Annotated in this window: 15 protein-coding genes and 1 tRNA gene; 5 read left to right on the top strand and 11 right to left on the bottom strand. The window is 62.0% G+C overall.

All coding sequences use genetic code 11. The annotated features are described in order from the left end of the window. Nucleotide 1: 1 nt before the first annotated feature. Entirely contained in the window at nt 2–538 is a 537-nt protein-coding gene (locus tag Q8O96_RS11180) for a GNAT family N-acetyltransferase (protein WP_305948797.1), read from the top strand. A 66-nt stretch (nt 539–604) separates the two neighbouring features. Here the strand turns inward: Q8O96_RS11180 and Q8O96_RS11175 are convergent, their stop codons facing one another. Both Q8O96_RS11175 and Q8O96_RS11170 read right to left on the bottom strand, forming a co-directional pair. Next, a complete protein-coding gene (locus Q8O96_RS11175; protein ID WP_102861576.1) occupies nt 605–979 on the bottom strand; it encodes a hypothetical protein in 375 nt (124 codons plus the stop codon). Between the two features lie 224 nt (nt 980–1,203). After that, nucleotides 1,204–1,491 carry a hypothetical protein gene (locus tag Q8O96_RS11170; RefSeq protein ID WP_115581784.1) on the bottom strand — a complete coding sequence of 96 codons (288 nt, stop codon included), beginning with the start codon at nt 1,489–1,491 and terminating at the stop codon, nt 1,204–1,206. A 559-nt stretch (nt 1,492–2,050) separates the two neighbouring features. On the opposite strand from Q8O96_RS11170, the gene Q8O96_RS11165 reads away from it, so the two are divergent. After that, nucleotides 2,051–3,826, top strand: a complete 1,776-nt coding sequence (locus Q8O96_RS11165; RefSeq protein WP_102861578.1) for a sensor domain-containing phosphodiesterase — start codon at nt 2,051–2,053, stop codon at nt 3,824–3,826. Nucleotides 3,827–3,871: 45 nt separating this feature from the next. Here Q8O96_RS11165 and Q8O96_RS11160 read toward each other — a convergent pair whose 3' ends face one another. Continuing rightward, the gene (locus tag Q8O96_RS11160) at nt 3,872–4,600 is read right to left on the bottom strand and encodes a class I SAM-dependent methyltransferase (RefSeq protein ID WP_102861579.1); all 729 of its coding nucleotides are present in this window, start codon (nt 4,598–4,600) and stop codon (nt 3,872–3,874) included. A 376-nt stretch (nt 4,601–4,976) separates the two neighbouring features. Here Q8O96_RS11160 and Q8O96_RS11155 point away from each other — a divergent pair, with 376 nt between their 5' ends. Next, the gene (locus Q8O96_RS11155; protein ID WP_305948796.1) at nt 4,977–5,288 is read left to right on the top strand and encodes an SMI1/KNR4 family protein; all 312 of its coding nucleotides are present in this window, start codon (nt 4,977–4,979) and stop codon (nt 5,286–5,288) included. A gap of 164 nt (nt 5,289–5,452) precedes the next feature. Here the strand turns inward: Q8O96_RS11155 and Q8O96_RS11150 are convergent. From Q8O96_RS11150 to Q8O96_RS11130, 5 genes are all read right to left on the bottom strand, one after another. Then, nucleotides 5,453–5,526, bottom strand: a tRNA-Gly gene (locus Q8O96_RS11150). A gap of 156 nt (nt 5,527–5,682) precedes the next feature. Next, a complete protein-coding gene (locus Q8O96_RS11145; protein ID WP_102861581.1) occupies nt 5,683–6,567 on the bottom strand; it encodes an alpha/beta fold hydrolase in 885 nt (294 codons plus the stop codon). Nucleotides 6,568–6,892: 325 nt separating this feature from the next. Further along, nucleotides 6,893–7,585 (bottom strand): 16S rRNA pseudouridine(516) synthase, encoded by a 693-nt coding sequence (locus tag Q8O96_RS11140; RefSeq protein ID WP_102861582.1) that lies wholly within the window; start codon nt 7,583–7,585, stop codon nt 6,893–6,895. Between the two features lie 33 nt (nt 7,586–7,618). Next, nucleotides 7,619–7,837, bottom strand: coding sequence for a cysteine-rich CWC family protein (locus Q8O96_RS11135; protein ID WP_305948795.1), 219 nt, complete (start codon nt 7,835–7,837; stop codon nt 7,619–7,621). Then, a complete protein-coding gene (locus Q8O96_RS11130) occupies nt 7,830–9,317 on the bottom strand; it encodes a sensor domain-containing diguanylate cyclase (RefSeq protein ID WP_250329257.1) in 1,488 nt (495 codons plus the stop codon). The genes Q8O96_RS11135 and Q8O96_RS11130 overlap by 8 nt, the downstream gene beginning before the upstream one ends. Before the next feature lie 302 nt (nt 9,318–9,619). On the opposite strand from Q8O96_RS11130, the gene Q8O96_RS11125 reads away from it, so the two are divergent. Continuing rightward, entirely contained in the window at nt 9,620–10,063 is a 444-nt protein-coding gene (locus Q8O96_RS11125; protein ID WP_115581787.1) for a hypothetical protein, read from the top strand. A gap of 49 nt (nt 10,064–10,112) precedes the next feature. Here Q8O96_RS11125 and Q8O96_RS11120 read toward each other — a convergent pair whose 3' ends face one another. After that, nucleotides 10,113–11,225, bottom strand: a complete 1,113-nt coding sequence (locus Q8O96_RS11120) for an enoyl-CoA hydratase/isomerase family protein (protein ID WP_305948794.1) — start codon at nt 11,223–11,225, stop codon at nt 10,113–10,115. Between the two features lie 133 nt (nt 11,226–11,358). On the opposite strand from Q8O96_RS11120, the gene ung reads away from it, so the two are divergent. After that, a complete protein-coding gene (gene ung / locus Q8O96_RS11115; protein ID WP_102861587.1) occupies nt 11,359–12,051 on the top strand; it encodes a uracil-DNA glycosylase in 693 nt (230 codons plus the stop codon). 145 nt (nt 12,052–12,196) lie between these two features. On the opposite strand, the gene Q8O96_RS11110 is transcribed toward ung, so the two are convergent. Beyond that, nucleotides 12,197–13,228 (bottom strand): AbrB family transcriptional regulator, encoded by a 1,032-nt coding sequence (locus Q8O96_RS11110; RefSeq protein ID WP_102861588.1) that lies wholly within the window; start codon nt 13,226–13,228, stop codon nt 12,197–12,199. Next, nucleotides 13,221–14,735 (bottom strand): tripartite tricarboxylate transporter permease, encoded by a 1,515-nt coding sequence (locus Q8O96_RS11105; RefSeq protein ID WP_102861589.1) that lies wholly within the window; start codon nt 14,733–14,735, stop codon nt 13,221–13,223. Before Q8O96_RS11105 ends, Q8O96_RS11110 begins: the two co-directional genes overlap by 8 nt.

The following is a 14,735-nucleotide window of genomic DNA, read 5'->3' as shown; positions in this document are numbered from 1 at the left end:
GATGAATCTGCACTTCGAAACCCCCAACCTGATATTGCGTCCACGCACGCTCGAACACTTCGAGGCCTGCTTGCGCATGGACCTGGACCCTGAAGTCACGCGCTTCACTCCGGGGATCTGGGACGGTGGGCAATGGCATCGGGATTTCCTGCGGTCGCGTATGACCCAGGACTTTGGTGAGCGATGCGGTTATTGGGCGATCTTCGCCAAGGAGGCCCCGGACGATTTACTGGGCTGGGTCTCGTTCATTCCTTTCGACGCCGTGGGCCCGGAACTGGAGATGGGCTGGCGTCTGGTGCGGCGGGCCTGGGGCCGGGGGGTGGCCTCTGAGGCCGCCAGGCGCATTGTCGAGCACGCCTTTGCCGACCCGGAGGTCGAGCGGATTGTCGCTGATGCTTACATCGACAATGGCGCCTCGTTGGCGGTGGCTCGCAAGCTGGGTTTTCGTTTCACTCACGACGGCGAGTTCGAAGGCCTGCCAAGCCGGTTTTTCGAAATGACCCGTGAGGATTTTCATCAGCAGACAGCGACCGGTTGAAGGGCTGCTGGCTCTGGGGAGACGGGGCGCCGTTGCGTGGCGCCCCGCAATGAAGACCGTTGCCGGTCAAAGGTGACGACTGACCCACCACAACACCAGGAAGGCGATAAGCGCGGCCAGGGCTGACAGCTGGAACAGATTGATCAGCCATTTCAGGCCCAGGGGGAAGTTCTTGTAGTCGCGCACATCCAAGCCGCCATTGCGCAGAAAGAGGTGGGGCATGGCGAACATTCCGCCGATGCACACCAGCATGCACAGACGGCTGAGAGGGTCTTTGCCCAGCAGTGGCATGCGAATGGCGACGACCCGGCAACGGGCCAGGTATTTGACCATGTCATCGATCTTGAAATAGCCCAGGTAGACCTGGATCACCAGGGACACCAGTCCGGACATGACCACCAGAATCCAACCCGCGGTGTAAATATCTTTGGCGTTGCACATATCTATTCAGTGACCTCCTCAAGCTTCACGACCAGGCGTTCAGCGTCGCACTCCTCCAATGAGCCCTGGCGCGCAGGGCAGCCGACCACCATAGCACCCCTGGACCAAGGAGGGGCGCAGGGCTCCCCAGGGGCAGGAGAGTTGTAGCGACCCTAGCCGGGGGCTGGCCCGGTTGCCATGAGACGAGTACCAAAGGCACGGGGGGGCGTGCTGGAGGAGAGGGGTCAGAGCTTGGCGCAACGTTCCACGTCGGCCTGGGTGGTGACCTGGGTATCGATGCCCAAACGGTACTTGCAGTAGTCGATGATCATCTGCCGGTACTCGGGCGTGAGCTTTTCCACGCGCCGGTAGTCGCCGTCATTGGCGTGGATATTGAAGAACTCCAGGCGCAGCGTCGGGGACTGCTTGATAAACCAGCGGGTGTGGGTCTCGGCTTCTTCCAGCTCGGTGTAGTAGCCGACGTTGAGCACCACCAGCAGGCCGAGGAATAGCAGGAATACGAGTTTTTTCATGGTACGGCTCCATCCATGGGCAGGGCGGCGCATGGTTCCGGCTTTGCTCATGCTTGGCAAGGGCCTGTCATGAATTGTCACGCTTGCCGCCGGCAGGTTCAGCCAGCAGACAGTCGCAGGCTGTTAAAAGATTCGGACGCCCGGCAGGAGCAGGGTAGTGACAAGGGGGCAAGAAGGTCGGGACTCTGGAACTGGCCTGATGATGCAATAGCAAAGAAAGCGATCTGCGGATCGCTTTTTTTGTCTTCGCAAGGTATGCGCCTGCCGATCTGCCAGGGTTTGCAGAGAGGGGCTCGAGCAGGACGCAATGGCCGGCAAGGTCTCTTTGTCATGGGGCGCTAGCGCTCTGGAACGGTCTTTTCAAGGTTGCTATGTATTGTTTCGGGCAATACCGTTCGTCCGACGGATGGAATTGGCAAGCACTAGTCACTGCGTCATGCTGTCGATGGATGTCGTAATGCCACCATTTTGGGCTCAACCCGTTTCCAGGTGGTGTTTTCCCCCTGCGCTGCTGAGATAGGTTTTCTGATGAGTGTGTTGATCCTGCCTGAGGCGCGGTATGCCCGATAAGGCGTTGGTCGAGGAGCAGCGCCTGGCTGCTCTGTATGCCCTGGAACTGCTGGACACGGCCCGTTGTGAGCGTTTTGATCGTATTTGTCGTCTGGCGGCGCAGTACTTCAAGGTACCCACGGCCTTGATCACTCTGGTGGATCGGGATCGCCAGTGGTTCATGTCGCGGGTGGGCTTCGTCGCCGAGCAGACCCCCATCGATCAATCGTTCTGTGCCTACACCATCAAGTCCGGCGATGTGTTTGAAGTGGAAAACGCCCGCCGGGATGTGCGCTTTCATGCCAATCCCCTGGTCACCGAAGATCCGTGCATCGGCTTTTATGCTGGCGCGCCGCTGATCACATCCACCGGCCATGCCATCGGCAGTTTGTGCGTCATCGATAAACAGCCCCAGCGTTTGAATGCCGTCGAGCGCCAGCAACTGCGGGACCTGGCGTGCCTGGTGATGGAGCAGATCGAGCACCGTCAGCGCCAGACCCGTCGCGATCCGGTCAGCAGCCTGCCCAATCGGGAGCAATTCCAGAGCGATCTGTACGACCTGGCGGAACAGCATCCTGGTGAAAAGCGCGTGCTGGTGCTGGTGGATGCGGTGGACATGACCGTGGCTCACGAGCTGACCCTGGCCATGGGCATGGCTCCGTTTGAAATCATCGTGCGCTTCCTGGCCCAGCAACTGCTCACCTACCTGGGGCGGCATGTCCGGGTGTATCACGTCTCGGTCAAGCGTTTTGGCTTTCTGCTACCGGCAGCGCCGGGCATCGAACGTTTTCTCGAAGGGCTGGTTCGGCGTTTGCGGCGCCAGCCGCCGGGCCTTGAGTTGCCGATGATTCCCGGGGTATGTGCGGGCACCGTGGAGTTCTCCACGGACCGCGACGCGGTGCCGGACGTGCTGCGCAAAGCCATGTTCGCCCTGGAGCTGGCGACCTTGAAGCGCAGCACCTGGGCGCCCTATGACGTGGTGCGGGACCAGGCCTATCGACGTGCCTTCAATCTGGCGTCGGACATCAGCGAAGCCCTCGACAGTGGGCAGATCTACCTGATGTTCCAGCCGCGCTTCGCCCTGCCCGATGGTGCCCAGGTCAGCGCCGAGGCGCTGATCCGCTGGGATCACCCTTGGCTGGGACCGATTTCCCCGGCGGAATTCATTCCGGTCATGGAGCGCAACGCCCTGATCCACCGGGTGACCCATTGGGTGATCAACGCGGTGCTGGACAGGCTGCACAGCTGGAGTTCCAGCGATGTACAGCGCCTGTCGATCAACCTGTCCCCCCAGGATTTCGAGGACCAGGACATTGCCGATGTCCTCAGGGAGGCCTGCCAGCGTCACCGCATCGATCCCCGGCGCCTGGAGGTGGAGATCACTGAAGGTGCCTGGCTGCGCTCCAACCCCAAGGTGCTGGATCAGTTGAGCAAGATACGCGGCCTGGGCATGGACGTGGCCATCGATGATTTCGGTACCGGCTACAGCAACTTCGCCTACCTGCATCAGATTCCCGCCAATGTGGTGAAGCTCGACAAATCCATGGTCACGGACCTTGAGAGCAGCGCCCAGCACCAGAAGATCACCCGTTCGGTCATTGCCCTGGCCAGGGAGCTGGGCTATCGCACCGTGGCCGAGGGCATCGAGAGTTTCAAATGCCTGCAGATGCTACGGGCCTTTGGCTGCGACGAAGCCCAGGGCTATTTCCTGGCCCGGCCCATGGCCCAGGAAAAATTCCTCGCTCACAGCGGGGCCCGGCGTTTTCCGTTGCAGCAGGGTTTCTAGCAGGCAGGGCAAGCCTGCCGAGGTGGCCGCGCAACGGCGGCCGCCTCAGCGCTGGGCGGCCACCAGCAACATCATCGGTCGCTCGCGCTCTTCTTCCAGAGCCGGTTGCTCCAGCACTTGCTGGGCGCTCGGTCCCCACTCCTCGACATGGCGAATGCTGAACCCTGTGTCGATCAGGGTGTTGAGCAGAGTGCCCAGGGTCCGGTGCTGCTTGATCACGCCCTCCGCCAGCCAATGGGTCACTCGTTCGCCTTCTTGCTGGTAGCTGTCCAGCGGCCAGGATTTGCGGCCCTGGTCATCCACCTGCCAACCCGGGTTGCGCGGGGCCATGAAGATCGGGTGCTCGATGGAGAACACCAGGCGTGCCCCGGGTACCAGGGCGGCATGGACCTGGGTGAACAGCCCGCGCAAGTCCTTGATGTAGTGCAGGGCCAGGGAGCTGTAGGCCAGATCGAAGCTGCAGGCGGGCAGGCTCAGGTGTTCCAGATCGGCCCGCTGATAATCGATGTTGGGCGCCGAGGTGCTGGCGCGGGCGGTCGCCAGCATCTTTTGCGAAACGTCCAGGCCCAGTACCTGTCGGGCCCCCTGTTCGCTGGCCCAGCGGCTGAACCAGCCATAACCGCAGCCCAGGTCCACCACCTTGAGACCGTTCATGGTGGGCAGCAGAGCTTGCAGGGCTGGCCATTCCGGTGCCGCATCGAGGCCGCCGAGGGAGCGGCCCATCTGGCTGTAGCCCTGGAAAAAGGTCGGATCGTCGTAAATATTCTGGGTCATGCAGCGTTTCCTTGAGGTTCGTGTGCAGCCGTGATGTCGGGCGGATGATGCAAAAGACGCGGCTGAGGTTTTTCCTCTGACCCGGTCACGGCGATTTTCACTCAGTGTGGGTTATGCATTATCGTGCGCCACGCCTCAAGCGATCAGCGTCGTCATCGACACCAAGCCAACCGATAGCGGTGGGTGATTGTCTGTAAGGGCCAACCGAATCCCCCGAACCCGGGTCTGTACCCTAAGCGAGGCACCTTGGGCAAAGCGCGAGTGATAGGCACGACAATAGAGGCCATTCATGCTGCCGAGACGGCATTGGGGCGAACCTTGCCCGGGTCATTCGTGGACTGGCTGCTGGAGCACAACGGCAAGGCGCTGGGGGGGGGTGGAAGTGTTTCCTGTCTTTGATGCGCGTGATCCCCGCAAGACCTGGGAGTCAATAGTCCGCCATTTCGAGCAAGGCTGGCGGGCTTGGCAAGACACTTTCTCCGGCATCGCGCTCGACTGCTCCAGCCTGCTGCCGTTCGCTCAATTTGGGACGGGCGACTATTACTGCTTCGATTACGCGGTACTGGGCGACGCCGGTGAGCCGGTCGTGGTGCTGTGGTCCCATGAGACGGGTCGAACCTGCGTCGTTGCGGATGACTATGCCGCTTTTTTGGCCAATCCCGATCAGTTGTGCCACGCACCCGGCTGATGGGCCGTTGGCACAGGTCGATGTTGAAACAGCGGCGCTCCAATGATCTGCACGAGGCTTGGGCTTGGTTCGCTAGGTTTGCTGCTGGGAGGGGAGGAGATCGTTTGAATCAACGACCTGAGAAGCTTCTACAGATATCTGCGGGAGCCCGCAGATTGGGGAAGTGGAGCGGGTGAAGGGAATCGAACCCTCGTTATCAGCTTGGGAAGCTGGAGTAATGCCATTATACGACACCCGCTCGAACGGCTGACTTTGTACCAGAAGTGGCCGGGGATTTGAAGTTTTTCTTTATCTGACTTGTGCTTGCGTGTCGGTTGAGGTCGCCACAGGTGCCTCACCCGCCAGGAAAAACAGGTTTTTTCAAGGCGGGGTGACGGCCTGTGGCGACGGGGTTTCAGATGGCCCGTGCATGCTGATCATGAACATAGTGTGGACGCGAGCGGTTGTCGTACTGGGCTGGCTTGAGGAAGCCCAGGAGTGCCTGGCGACTGTCGCGGCAGGCCGCCTTGTGTTCCATGTCGAGAAAATGCCCGGTGGCCTGGATGGTGCTGAAGCTCGCGTGCTGTACATGGTCGGCGAACAGCTTGGCGTCGTTGGCTGAGGTGTACTCGTCCCACTCACCGTTGAGAAACAGCACCGGCACCTGGATGTTCTTCGCCGCCCGCAAGTAGCACTGGCGATCGCCGTTGAGCACATGGCTGATGTGGAAGTGCATCTGCCCGTACTCATGCTCCGCCAGGCTGCTGACATGGCGATAGTTGAAGCGCTTGAACAGTGATGGCAGGTGTTTGCCGATGGTGTCGTTGACCAGGTGGCCGACGCGATGGCGGTCGAGGCTGCCGAGGTAGTCGACACCGCGCTCCAGGTAGTCGCGCATGGGTTCGTTGAGCACCGGCGAGAACGAGCTGATCACCGCCTTCTCGATGCGTCGAGGACGTTGGGACAAGGCCTGCAAGGCCGCGGCGCCGCCCCACGAGAACGACAGCACATGCTCGGCGGCGAAGTGCTCGATCAACTCCAGCAGGATCTGCCCTTCCACTTCCTTGGTGAGCATCCGTTCGTGCTTGTTGTGGGCCTTGGACCGGCCCGCGTAGGGCTGGTCGTAGAGCACCACGTTGAACTGCGGGTACAGATTCTTCACGGTCTGGGCAAAGGACGCAGTGGTGGCCATCGAGCCGTTGACCAGAATGATGGTCTTGTCTGCGGCATCTGCGCGATAGAACTCCGTGTAAACCCGATACTGACCCTGTATATCCAGCACAGCGATTTCTGGCCTCATGTCATAAGACTCCTGGCAAGCGGGTATGCGCGCAACATTGAGTGTGCACGGGCAATGTGACAGGTAGGCATACGCCTGGAATCGGAGCCCATGTCGATCCGGTAATGCAGGTCGACGGGTATTGTTATAGGCGGGCGATTTACCGGGTTGAATGCAGAGCAGGCAGGGCTCAGGCCGGCAAAAGGTTTCTTAGATGTGTATGGGTGACTCATCGGTCACATTTCGGCCGACGGACTGATTCAAGCAGGGCAACCGGGAACCTGCAAGTGCGTTGGGCAAATTGTTCGACAGCTTCTGCCCAGCGGTCATTCAGCGGGACGCGGCGTCAGATCAGGCGGATTTCGTCTGCGCTGAGGGGGCGGTATTGGCCTGGGGCAAGGCATTCATCCAGTACCAGTGGCCCCATGCGTTCGCGGTGCAGGCGCACCACCTTGTTGTTGAAGTGGCCGAACATCCGTTTGACCTGGTGATAGCGCCCCTCGACGATGCTCAGCCTGGCGCTATGGGGGCCGAGGATCTGCAATTGCGCGGGCAGGGTGGTGAGGTCCTCGAAGGCGAAATACAGACCCTGGGCGAAGGTCTCGATGTACTCGGGGCCAATCTCCTGCTCGGTTTCCACGTAGTAGAGCTTGGGCAGCTTGGTCTGCGGCTGGGTCAAGCGTCGCGACCAGCTGCCGTCGTTGGTGATCAGCATCAACCCGGTGGTGTTGTAATCCAGGCGCCCGGCGATGTGCAGGTCCTGGGGATCCGGCTCGTGGATCAGCTCCAGCACGGTCCTGTGTTCCGGGTCGCGGGTGGCGCTGACACAGCCCATGGGCTTGTGCAGCATGAAATAACGCGCCGGCTTGCCGACCTGGAGCACTTCCTCATCCAGTTCCACGCGACTGAACTCACGGACCTCGGCCTTGGGGTCGCTGACCGGCTGCCCGTCGATGCGGATGCGGCGTTGCACCAGCAGCAGGCGCACCTGCTGACGGTTGAAGCGGGGCAGGTTGCTGAGGAAACGGTCAATGCGCATGGTGATCGGCGGTTGGGGGCAAGGTGAGGAGGTTCAGGAGCGTGGCAAGGTGCCGGCGCGCAACTGCGCTTCGACCCCGGCACAACGGGGGCACAGGCAGGAGCGGTCGCGCAGCTGTGGCGGCAAGGCTTCGATGATTGCCGGGTCGATGCTCACGTTGTAGCACCAGCAGGCTTGGTCCGCAGTACGCGGGTCGGCCAGGGTGCAGTCGTTGCGGGCACCGCAGGCCGGGCAAAGGTCAGGTTCATTCATGGCTGGAGTGGGGCATTTCCACACAGGTTCGATTGCGTCCGCTCTGCTTGGCGCGGTACATCGCATGGTCAGCACGGGACAGCAGGCTGTGCAGGGTGTCTGCCGATTGCAGAGCGGTCAAGCCGATACTGACGGTCAGTTGCAGAGGCTGCCCTTCATAGTAGTAGCGCTGTTGTTCAGTCTGCTGGCGGATCTTCTCGGCAATGACCAGGGCGGCGCTGCTCTGGGTGTCCTTGAGCAGGACAATGAACTCCTCGCCGCCCCAGCGGCAGACGATGTCGGACTGGCGCAGGCAGTCCTGCAGGTCACGGGCAAAACCGCTGAGCACCAGGTCCCCGGCCAGATGGCCGTAGGTGTCGTTGAGGCGCTTGAAGTGATCCAGGTCCAGCAGCAGGGCGCACAGTGGCGTCATGTCCCGCCGCGCTTCCTGCAGAGCCTGGGCTGCCAGCAGATCGAAGCCGCGACGATTGGGCAGGCGGGTGAGGCTGTCGAGGGTGGCCTGGGCCTCGATCTTGCGCCGGTAGCGACGCACCACGCCGCTGAGCAGGATCAGCACGATGCTGGTGACCACCAGGCAGATCAGCAGGTTCAGGTACAGCGACTGACGGATGCTGTTGAGGGCGCCGTCTTCGCGCTTGTCGACGAACAGGTACCAGTTCAGTTCGGGAATGAAACGCACATTGAGAAAGTGCCCCTGGCCCTGGGTCGAGTATTCGTAGCTGCCGCTGTGGGGCTTGGGCAGTTGGGTCATGAGTTCCTTGAGGCTGTCCAGGTCATGCAGGGACTGGCCGCTGCGGGCGCCCTGGGGCCCACCGTCGGCGCCGGTAAGGACGATGCGGCCGAAGGTGTCGACGAAGTACACACTGCGCTGGTAGCGCTGCTGGTACTTGTCGATCAGCTTGATCACCGCGTCCACCGTCAAGCCCACTCCGGCCGCACCGATGAAGCGCTCCTGATAGTCGTAGACCTTGTAGTTGATGAAGAAGGTCAGTTTGTCCTGGTTGGCCAGGTCCGGGTCGACGTTGATTTCATAGGGCGTGGCCATATCGCGTACGCGAAAGTACCAGGCGTCCCGGGGCTCATCGACCTTGACCTGCTTCAGCACGCCCTTGGCCTGGTAGTAGGTGAGGCTGGTGTTGGAGACGAAGAAGGCGGTGTAGGCGCCATAGTGGGTCATGACCTCGTTGAGGTAACGGGTCATCTGGGTAGGGTCGCGTTCGCCGGCTACCACCCAGTCACGCATGAAGGTGTCGCGGGCCATCATCGAGGAGATCAGGACCGGCCGTACCAGGTCCTTCTGGATTTCCGAGTACACGGTGTCGGAGGTCAGGGGCAGCTCGGTGTTGACGATGCTGTCGCGGATCGAGTCCCGGGAGGCGTAGTAGCTGAGCAGGGAAGTGGCGAGGAAGCCGCTGCCCAGCAAGGTGATCAGGACCAGTACCAGCGAACGTTGCGAATACAAGGGAGAACGAAGCGGCATGGCAATTCCGTGATAGTGGCCCGATGACGCATTCTAGTGGCACGGCGCGCAAATAACTCGTTCATCAGCACACTGAGTTGTCTCGGAATCGATACGCGGCATGGTGTTTTTCCGGCGCCGGAAATGCGACTCCGAGGCGTCCTGACAGGGCGGTTACCGGCGGTCGAAGGACTTGTATCAACGTGTTGCCAAAATCGCACCAGAAGGGGTTTTCGCGGTCAGATATTTCGTCAGTCGGCCTGTTGTCGACTGCCGCCTGCCAGCGTCGCTGGTGTGGCTTCTTCGCGGTCCAGGAGGCCGCCATGTATCGTCGACTTCTGCTTGTTGCATTACTGGGTCTGAGTCTTAGCGCGTGCGTCCCTTATTACGGTGGAGGTTCAAGCTATTACAGCTCCGAAGTCTACAGTTCTCCCTCGCCGGCCTATTACTACGGTGGTGGTTCTTCCTATTACTCCACTGGCCGCAGTTACTACGCACCGCGTTACTACCAGCCGGCACCCCGTTATTACCAGTCGGCTCCGCGTTACTACCAACCGGCTCCGCGCTACTACCAGCCACCCCGGGCGGTGTACCGGCCGTATCCGAACCAGGGCTGGGGCGGGCACGATCGCCACAGTAACTGGGGCAACAACAATTGGGGCAACAACGGTGGCCATCGGGAATGGGGCGGTCACGGCGGACGTGGTGATCGTGGCCGAGGCGATCGTGACCGGGGCGACCATGGGCGAGGCGGTCGCGGCCATTGATCCCGAGTGGGCCAAAAGCCTGTAGCCGCTGTCGGCGGCTGCAGGCTTTTTAGTAATCCGTCAGGTCCGCCAGGGGATGACGGCCTTCCCAGGCCTTGTGGAAATGCGCTTGCACCACCGCCTCGGGCACGCTGTTGATATCCGACCAATGCCAATGGGGCTGATGATCCTTGTCGATCAGGCGGGCACGCACCCCTTCGGCGAATTCCGGGTGCCGGCAGCAGTTCAGGCTCAGGGTGTATTCCATCTGGAATACCTCGGCCAGGGACAGGTAGCGAGCACGGTGGATCTGCTCCCATACCAGGTGCGCGGTCAGCGGGCAGCCCTCGACCAGCGTCTTGGCCGCTCGGCTGTAGAGGGCATCGCTGTGGTTCTGCAACTGGCTGATGGCACGCCAGGCACAGGCCACGTCACTGACGTCCAGCCAGGTGTCGATCTGCTGCCGACGCGGCAGCCATTGGGCTTCGGGCAGTTGAGCCGAGGCTTCCTGCTGCAAGGCCTTGAGCAAGCTGTTGAGTTGCCTTGGCGTCTGTTCCTGCCAGTTCAACTGCAACAGCCCCTCGATCAGTGCTTCCTGTTGTTCGTCCAGCAGGAAGCGGTCGGCGAGGTTCAGGTCCAGGGCATCGCGGCCATTCATGTGGGCGCCGGTCAACCCCAGGAACAAGCCGAGTTTGCCGGGCATGCGCGAGAGGAACCAGCTGGCGCCGACGTCGGGATACAGGCCGATGCTGATTTCCGGCATTGCCAGGCGACTGCTGGGGGTGACGATACGGATCCCGGCACCTTGCAGCAGACCCATGCCACCGCCCAGCACATAACCGTGGCCCCAGCAGATCAAGGGTTTGGGATAGGTGTGCAAGCGATAGTCGAGACGGTATTCCGCGGCAAAGAAATGCCCGGCCAAGGCCGGTACTTCGCCGGGGTGATCGAGGCAAGCCTGGGCCAGGCTGCGTACCTCGCCGCCGGCACAGAAAGACTTGGCGCCGTTACCCCGCAGCAGCACACAGACCACTTGCGGGTCCTTGGCCCAAGCATCGAGACGCTCGCTCAACTGCTGGATCATGGGCAGCGACAGGGCATTCAGGGATTTTTCCGCGTCCAGGGTGGCAATGGCGATGCGTGCGCCATCGGTGCCGGTGAGTTCTTCGACGTGCAGGTTCATCGTGACCTCGAGGGGAAATAGAAGCGCTCAGTATGATCGCTGGTAGGGAAAGTGCAGGTTCCGTGTCAGATCAATTGACAAGCGAAGTCGGCTTTCCTAGGGTGCGGCCATTGTTTTTTTCACGGGCATGGCCATGACTGCTGACGATCGTATCAAACTCGAACCGAGCTGGAAGGAAGCGCTGCGTGCCGAATTCGAGCAGCCCTACATGAGCGAACTTCGCGAATTCCTGCGCCAGGAACATGCCGCCGGCAAGGAAATCTATCCGCCGGGTCCGATGATCTTCAATGCCTTGAACTCAACGCCGCTGGACAAGGTCAAGGTGGTGATCCTCGGCCAGGACCCGTACCACGGACCGGGCCAGGCCCATGGCTTGTGCTTCTCGGTACAGCCCGGGGTGCCCGCGCCGCCCTCGCTGGTGAACATCTATAAAGAGCTCAAGCGTGACCTCAACATCGACATTCCCAACCACGGCTACCTGCAAAGCTGGGCCGACCAGGGCGTGCTGATGCTCAACACCACCATGACCGTGGAGCGGGCCAACGCGGCATCCCATGCGGGCAAGGGCTGGCAGTTTTTTACCGATCGGATCATCGAAGTGGTCAGCGAGCACCAGCCGCACCTGGTGTTCCTGTTGTGGGGTGCCCACGCCCAGAGCAAGCAGAAACTGATCGATGCCACCAAGCATCTGGTACTGACCTCAGTGCATCCTTCACCGCTGTCGGCCTACCGCGGCTTCCTCGGTTGCGGGCATTTCAGTCGCACCAACAAATACCTTGAGCAGAATGGCGAGACGCCCATCGAGTGGCGCTTGCCGCCGTTGTAACTATTGCTCGATGGGGGGCTGCTTGGTGGCAAAACCACCTGCGACTTGAACCAAGGCATTTCTGTAGCCGCTGCCGCAGGCTGCGAACGGCCCGTAGGGACGCGGCGGTGAAGGCTGTGAACCTTGTCGCCGCCCGCGGCAGCGGCTACAGGGGGCCTTTGTTCCAGTGGCGGAACAGGGGCTCGGCGAGAAACAGTACGAACAACAACCTCATCACCTGCATGGCGGTCACCAGTGGCACCGACAGTTGCAGGGTCTCGGCCGTCAGGCTCATTTCCGCGATACCGCCGGGCATCATGCCCAATGTCAGCGAACGTAGATCCAAGTGGGTCAACACACTCAGGCCCAGGGCCGCAAGGCCGGCGATCAGCATGCTCAGGGCGGTGCCGATCAAGGTCCGTCCCATGAACGACGGCGCCCGGCGGAAGAACTGCCGATTGAAGTGACAGCCCAGGCCGCTGCCGATCAGCCATTGGCCCACCTGACTGCCGCCCTCGGGCAGGCCGATGTGCAGGTCCCAGGCGATGCTCACCGTAGCGCTGAGCAGCAAGGGGCCGAACAGCCAGGGGTTGGGTTGGTGCAGACGCTGCCAGATCCAGGCCAGCAGCGCGCCCGCGGGAAACAGCAGGGCCAGCCACTGCCAGTCCACGCTGGTGGCATGCAGGGCGGGGGTGCCTTCCCCCAGCAGATATTTGAAGGCCGCTGGAACACAGAGCACCACGGCCAGCACCCGCAGGCTCTGCCCAGCCGCCACGCGGCTGAGCACCGCTCCATTGCGCGCGCCGAGATTGACCATCTCCCCGGAGCCGCCGGGCATGCTGGAGAAAAACGCGGTGGCCCGGTCCTCTCCGGTGCGCCGCAGCAACCACACCCCGACCACGCTGGACAGGCTGGTGACCAGGGCGCCGAAGAAGATCAGGCCAAAGTGGCTCATGACCTGTTCCATCACCTGCGGCGTGAAGTGCAGGCCAATGCCGATGCCGACCACCCATTGCCCGCATTTACGGCCGCCGGGGATTTCCGCCAATTGCCAGGGCGTCAGGCAGCGCACCAGGATGATCGCCAGCAACGAGCCGACCATCCAGGGCAATGGCCAGCCGATCTGGCTGGCGAGATAACCGCCAGCCAGGCCCACCAGGGGCGTGCCCCACCATTGTCTGAAGCGGGCTTCAGACATCGGCCACGGCACGTTGCTGGGCCGAACGCTTGCGCCAGATGCGCAGCAGCGGCATGAACAGCATGAGGAGGGTCAACACCCAGACCCCGACCGTGATCGGGCTCGACCAGAGGATCTCCATCGCGCCATTGGAGATCGACAGCGCCCGGCGCAGGTTCTGCTCCATCAAGCCGCCGAGGATGAAGCCCAGCAGCACTGGCGACAGCGGGAAGTCCAGCTTGCGCAGGATGTAGCCGAAGATGCCGATACCCACCATCAGGAACAGGTCGAAGGTGGTGGCGTGCACCGCGTAGACGCCAATCCCGGTAATGATCGCGATCACCGGCACCAGGGCCCAGTTCGGCACGGCGAGGATGCGGGTGAAGAGGCGGATCATCGGGATGTTGAGGATCACCAGCATGATGTTGGCGACGAACAGCGAGGCGATCAGGCCCCAGACAATGTCCGGCTGCTGCTGAAACAGCAGTGGGCCGGGCGTGATGTTGTACAGCGACAGGGCGCCGATCATCACCGCCGTGGTGCCGGAGCCGGGAACGCCGAGGGTCAGCATCGGCACCAGGGCACCGCAGGCTGAGGCGCCGATGGCGGTTTCCGGGGCGGCCAGGCCGCGCTTGTCGCCTTCGCCGAAGGTGCCGCTGGCGCCGGCGATGCGTTTCTCGGTCATGTAGGCCACGGCGCTGGCCAGGGTCGCGCCGGCACCGGGCAGTACGCCCATGATGAAGCCCAGCAGGCCGCAGCGGATGTTCACCACGAACACCGAGGCCGCTTCCTTGAAGTTGAACATCATGCGTCCGGTGGCTTTCACCGCTTCCTGGCCGCGATGGGTCTTCTCCAGCAGCAACAGAATCTCGCTGATAGAGAACAGGCCCAGCACCAGCACCACGAACTGGATGCCGTCGGTGAGGTGGATGTTGTCCCCGGTGAAGCGGTACACGCCGCTGTTGGCGTCGATGCCCACCGCCGACAGGAACAGGCCGATCAGCGCCGCAATGAAGGTCTTTAGCGGCCGATCGCCGGCCATGCCGCCCAGGCAGACGATGGCGAACACCATCAGCACGAAGTACTCCGCCGGGCCGAAGGCGATCGCCCACTTGGCCAGCAGCGGGGCGAACAGCACCATGCCGCAGGTGGCGATGAAGGCGCCGATGAACGAGCTCCAGGCCGAGAGTGACAGGGCCACGCCCGCCAGGCCTTTGCGGGCCATGGGGTAACCGTCCAGGGTGGTCATCACGGTGGAGGCTTCGCCCGGAATGTTCAGCAGGATCGAACTGATGCGGCCGCCGTATTCGCAACCCAGGTACACCGCCGCCAACAGGATCAGCGCCGACTCCGGCGGCAGGCCCAGGGCGAAGGCAATGGGGATCAACAGGGCCACGCCATTGATCGGGCCCAGGCCCGGGAGCAGGCCGACCACGGTGCCGATCAGGGTGCCGGACAGGGCGGTGACCAGGTTGTAGGGGGTCAGTGCAACGCCGAAGCCCTGGCCCAGATAACTGAGGGTATCCAT

It is taken from the genome of Pseudomonas sp. LPH60, from assembly GCF_030718165.1.
Taxonomy (GTDB): domain Bacteria; phylum Pseudomonadota; class Gammaproteobacteria; order Pseudomonadales; family Pseudomonadaceae; genus Aquipseudomonas; species Aquipseudomonas danubii.
The sequence above is the reverse complement of the archived record's forward strand: the minus strand, read 5'-3'. Positions and strand labels throughout refer to the sequence as shown.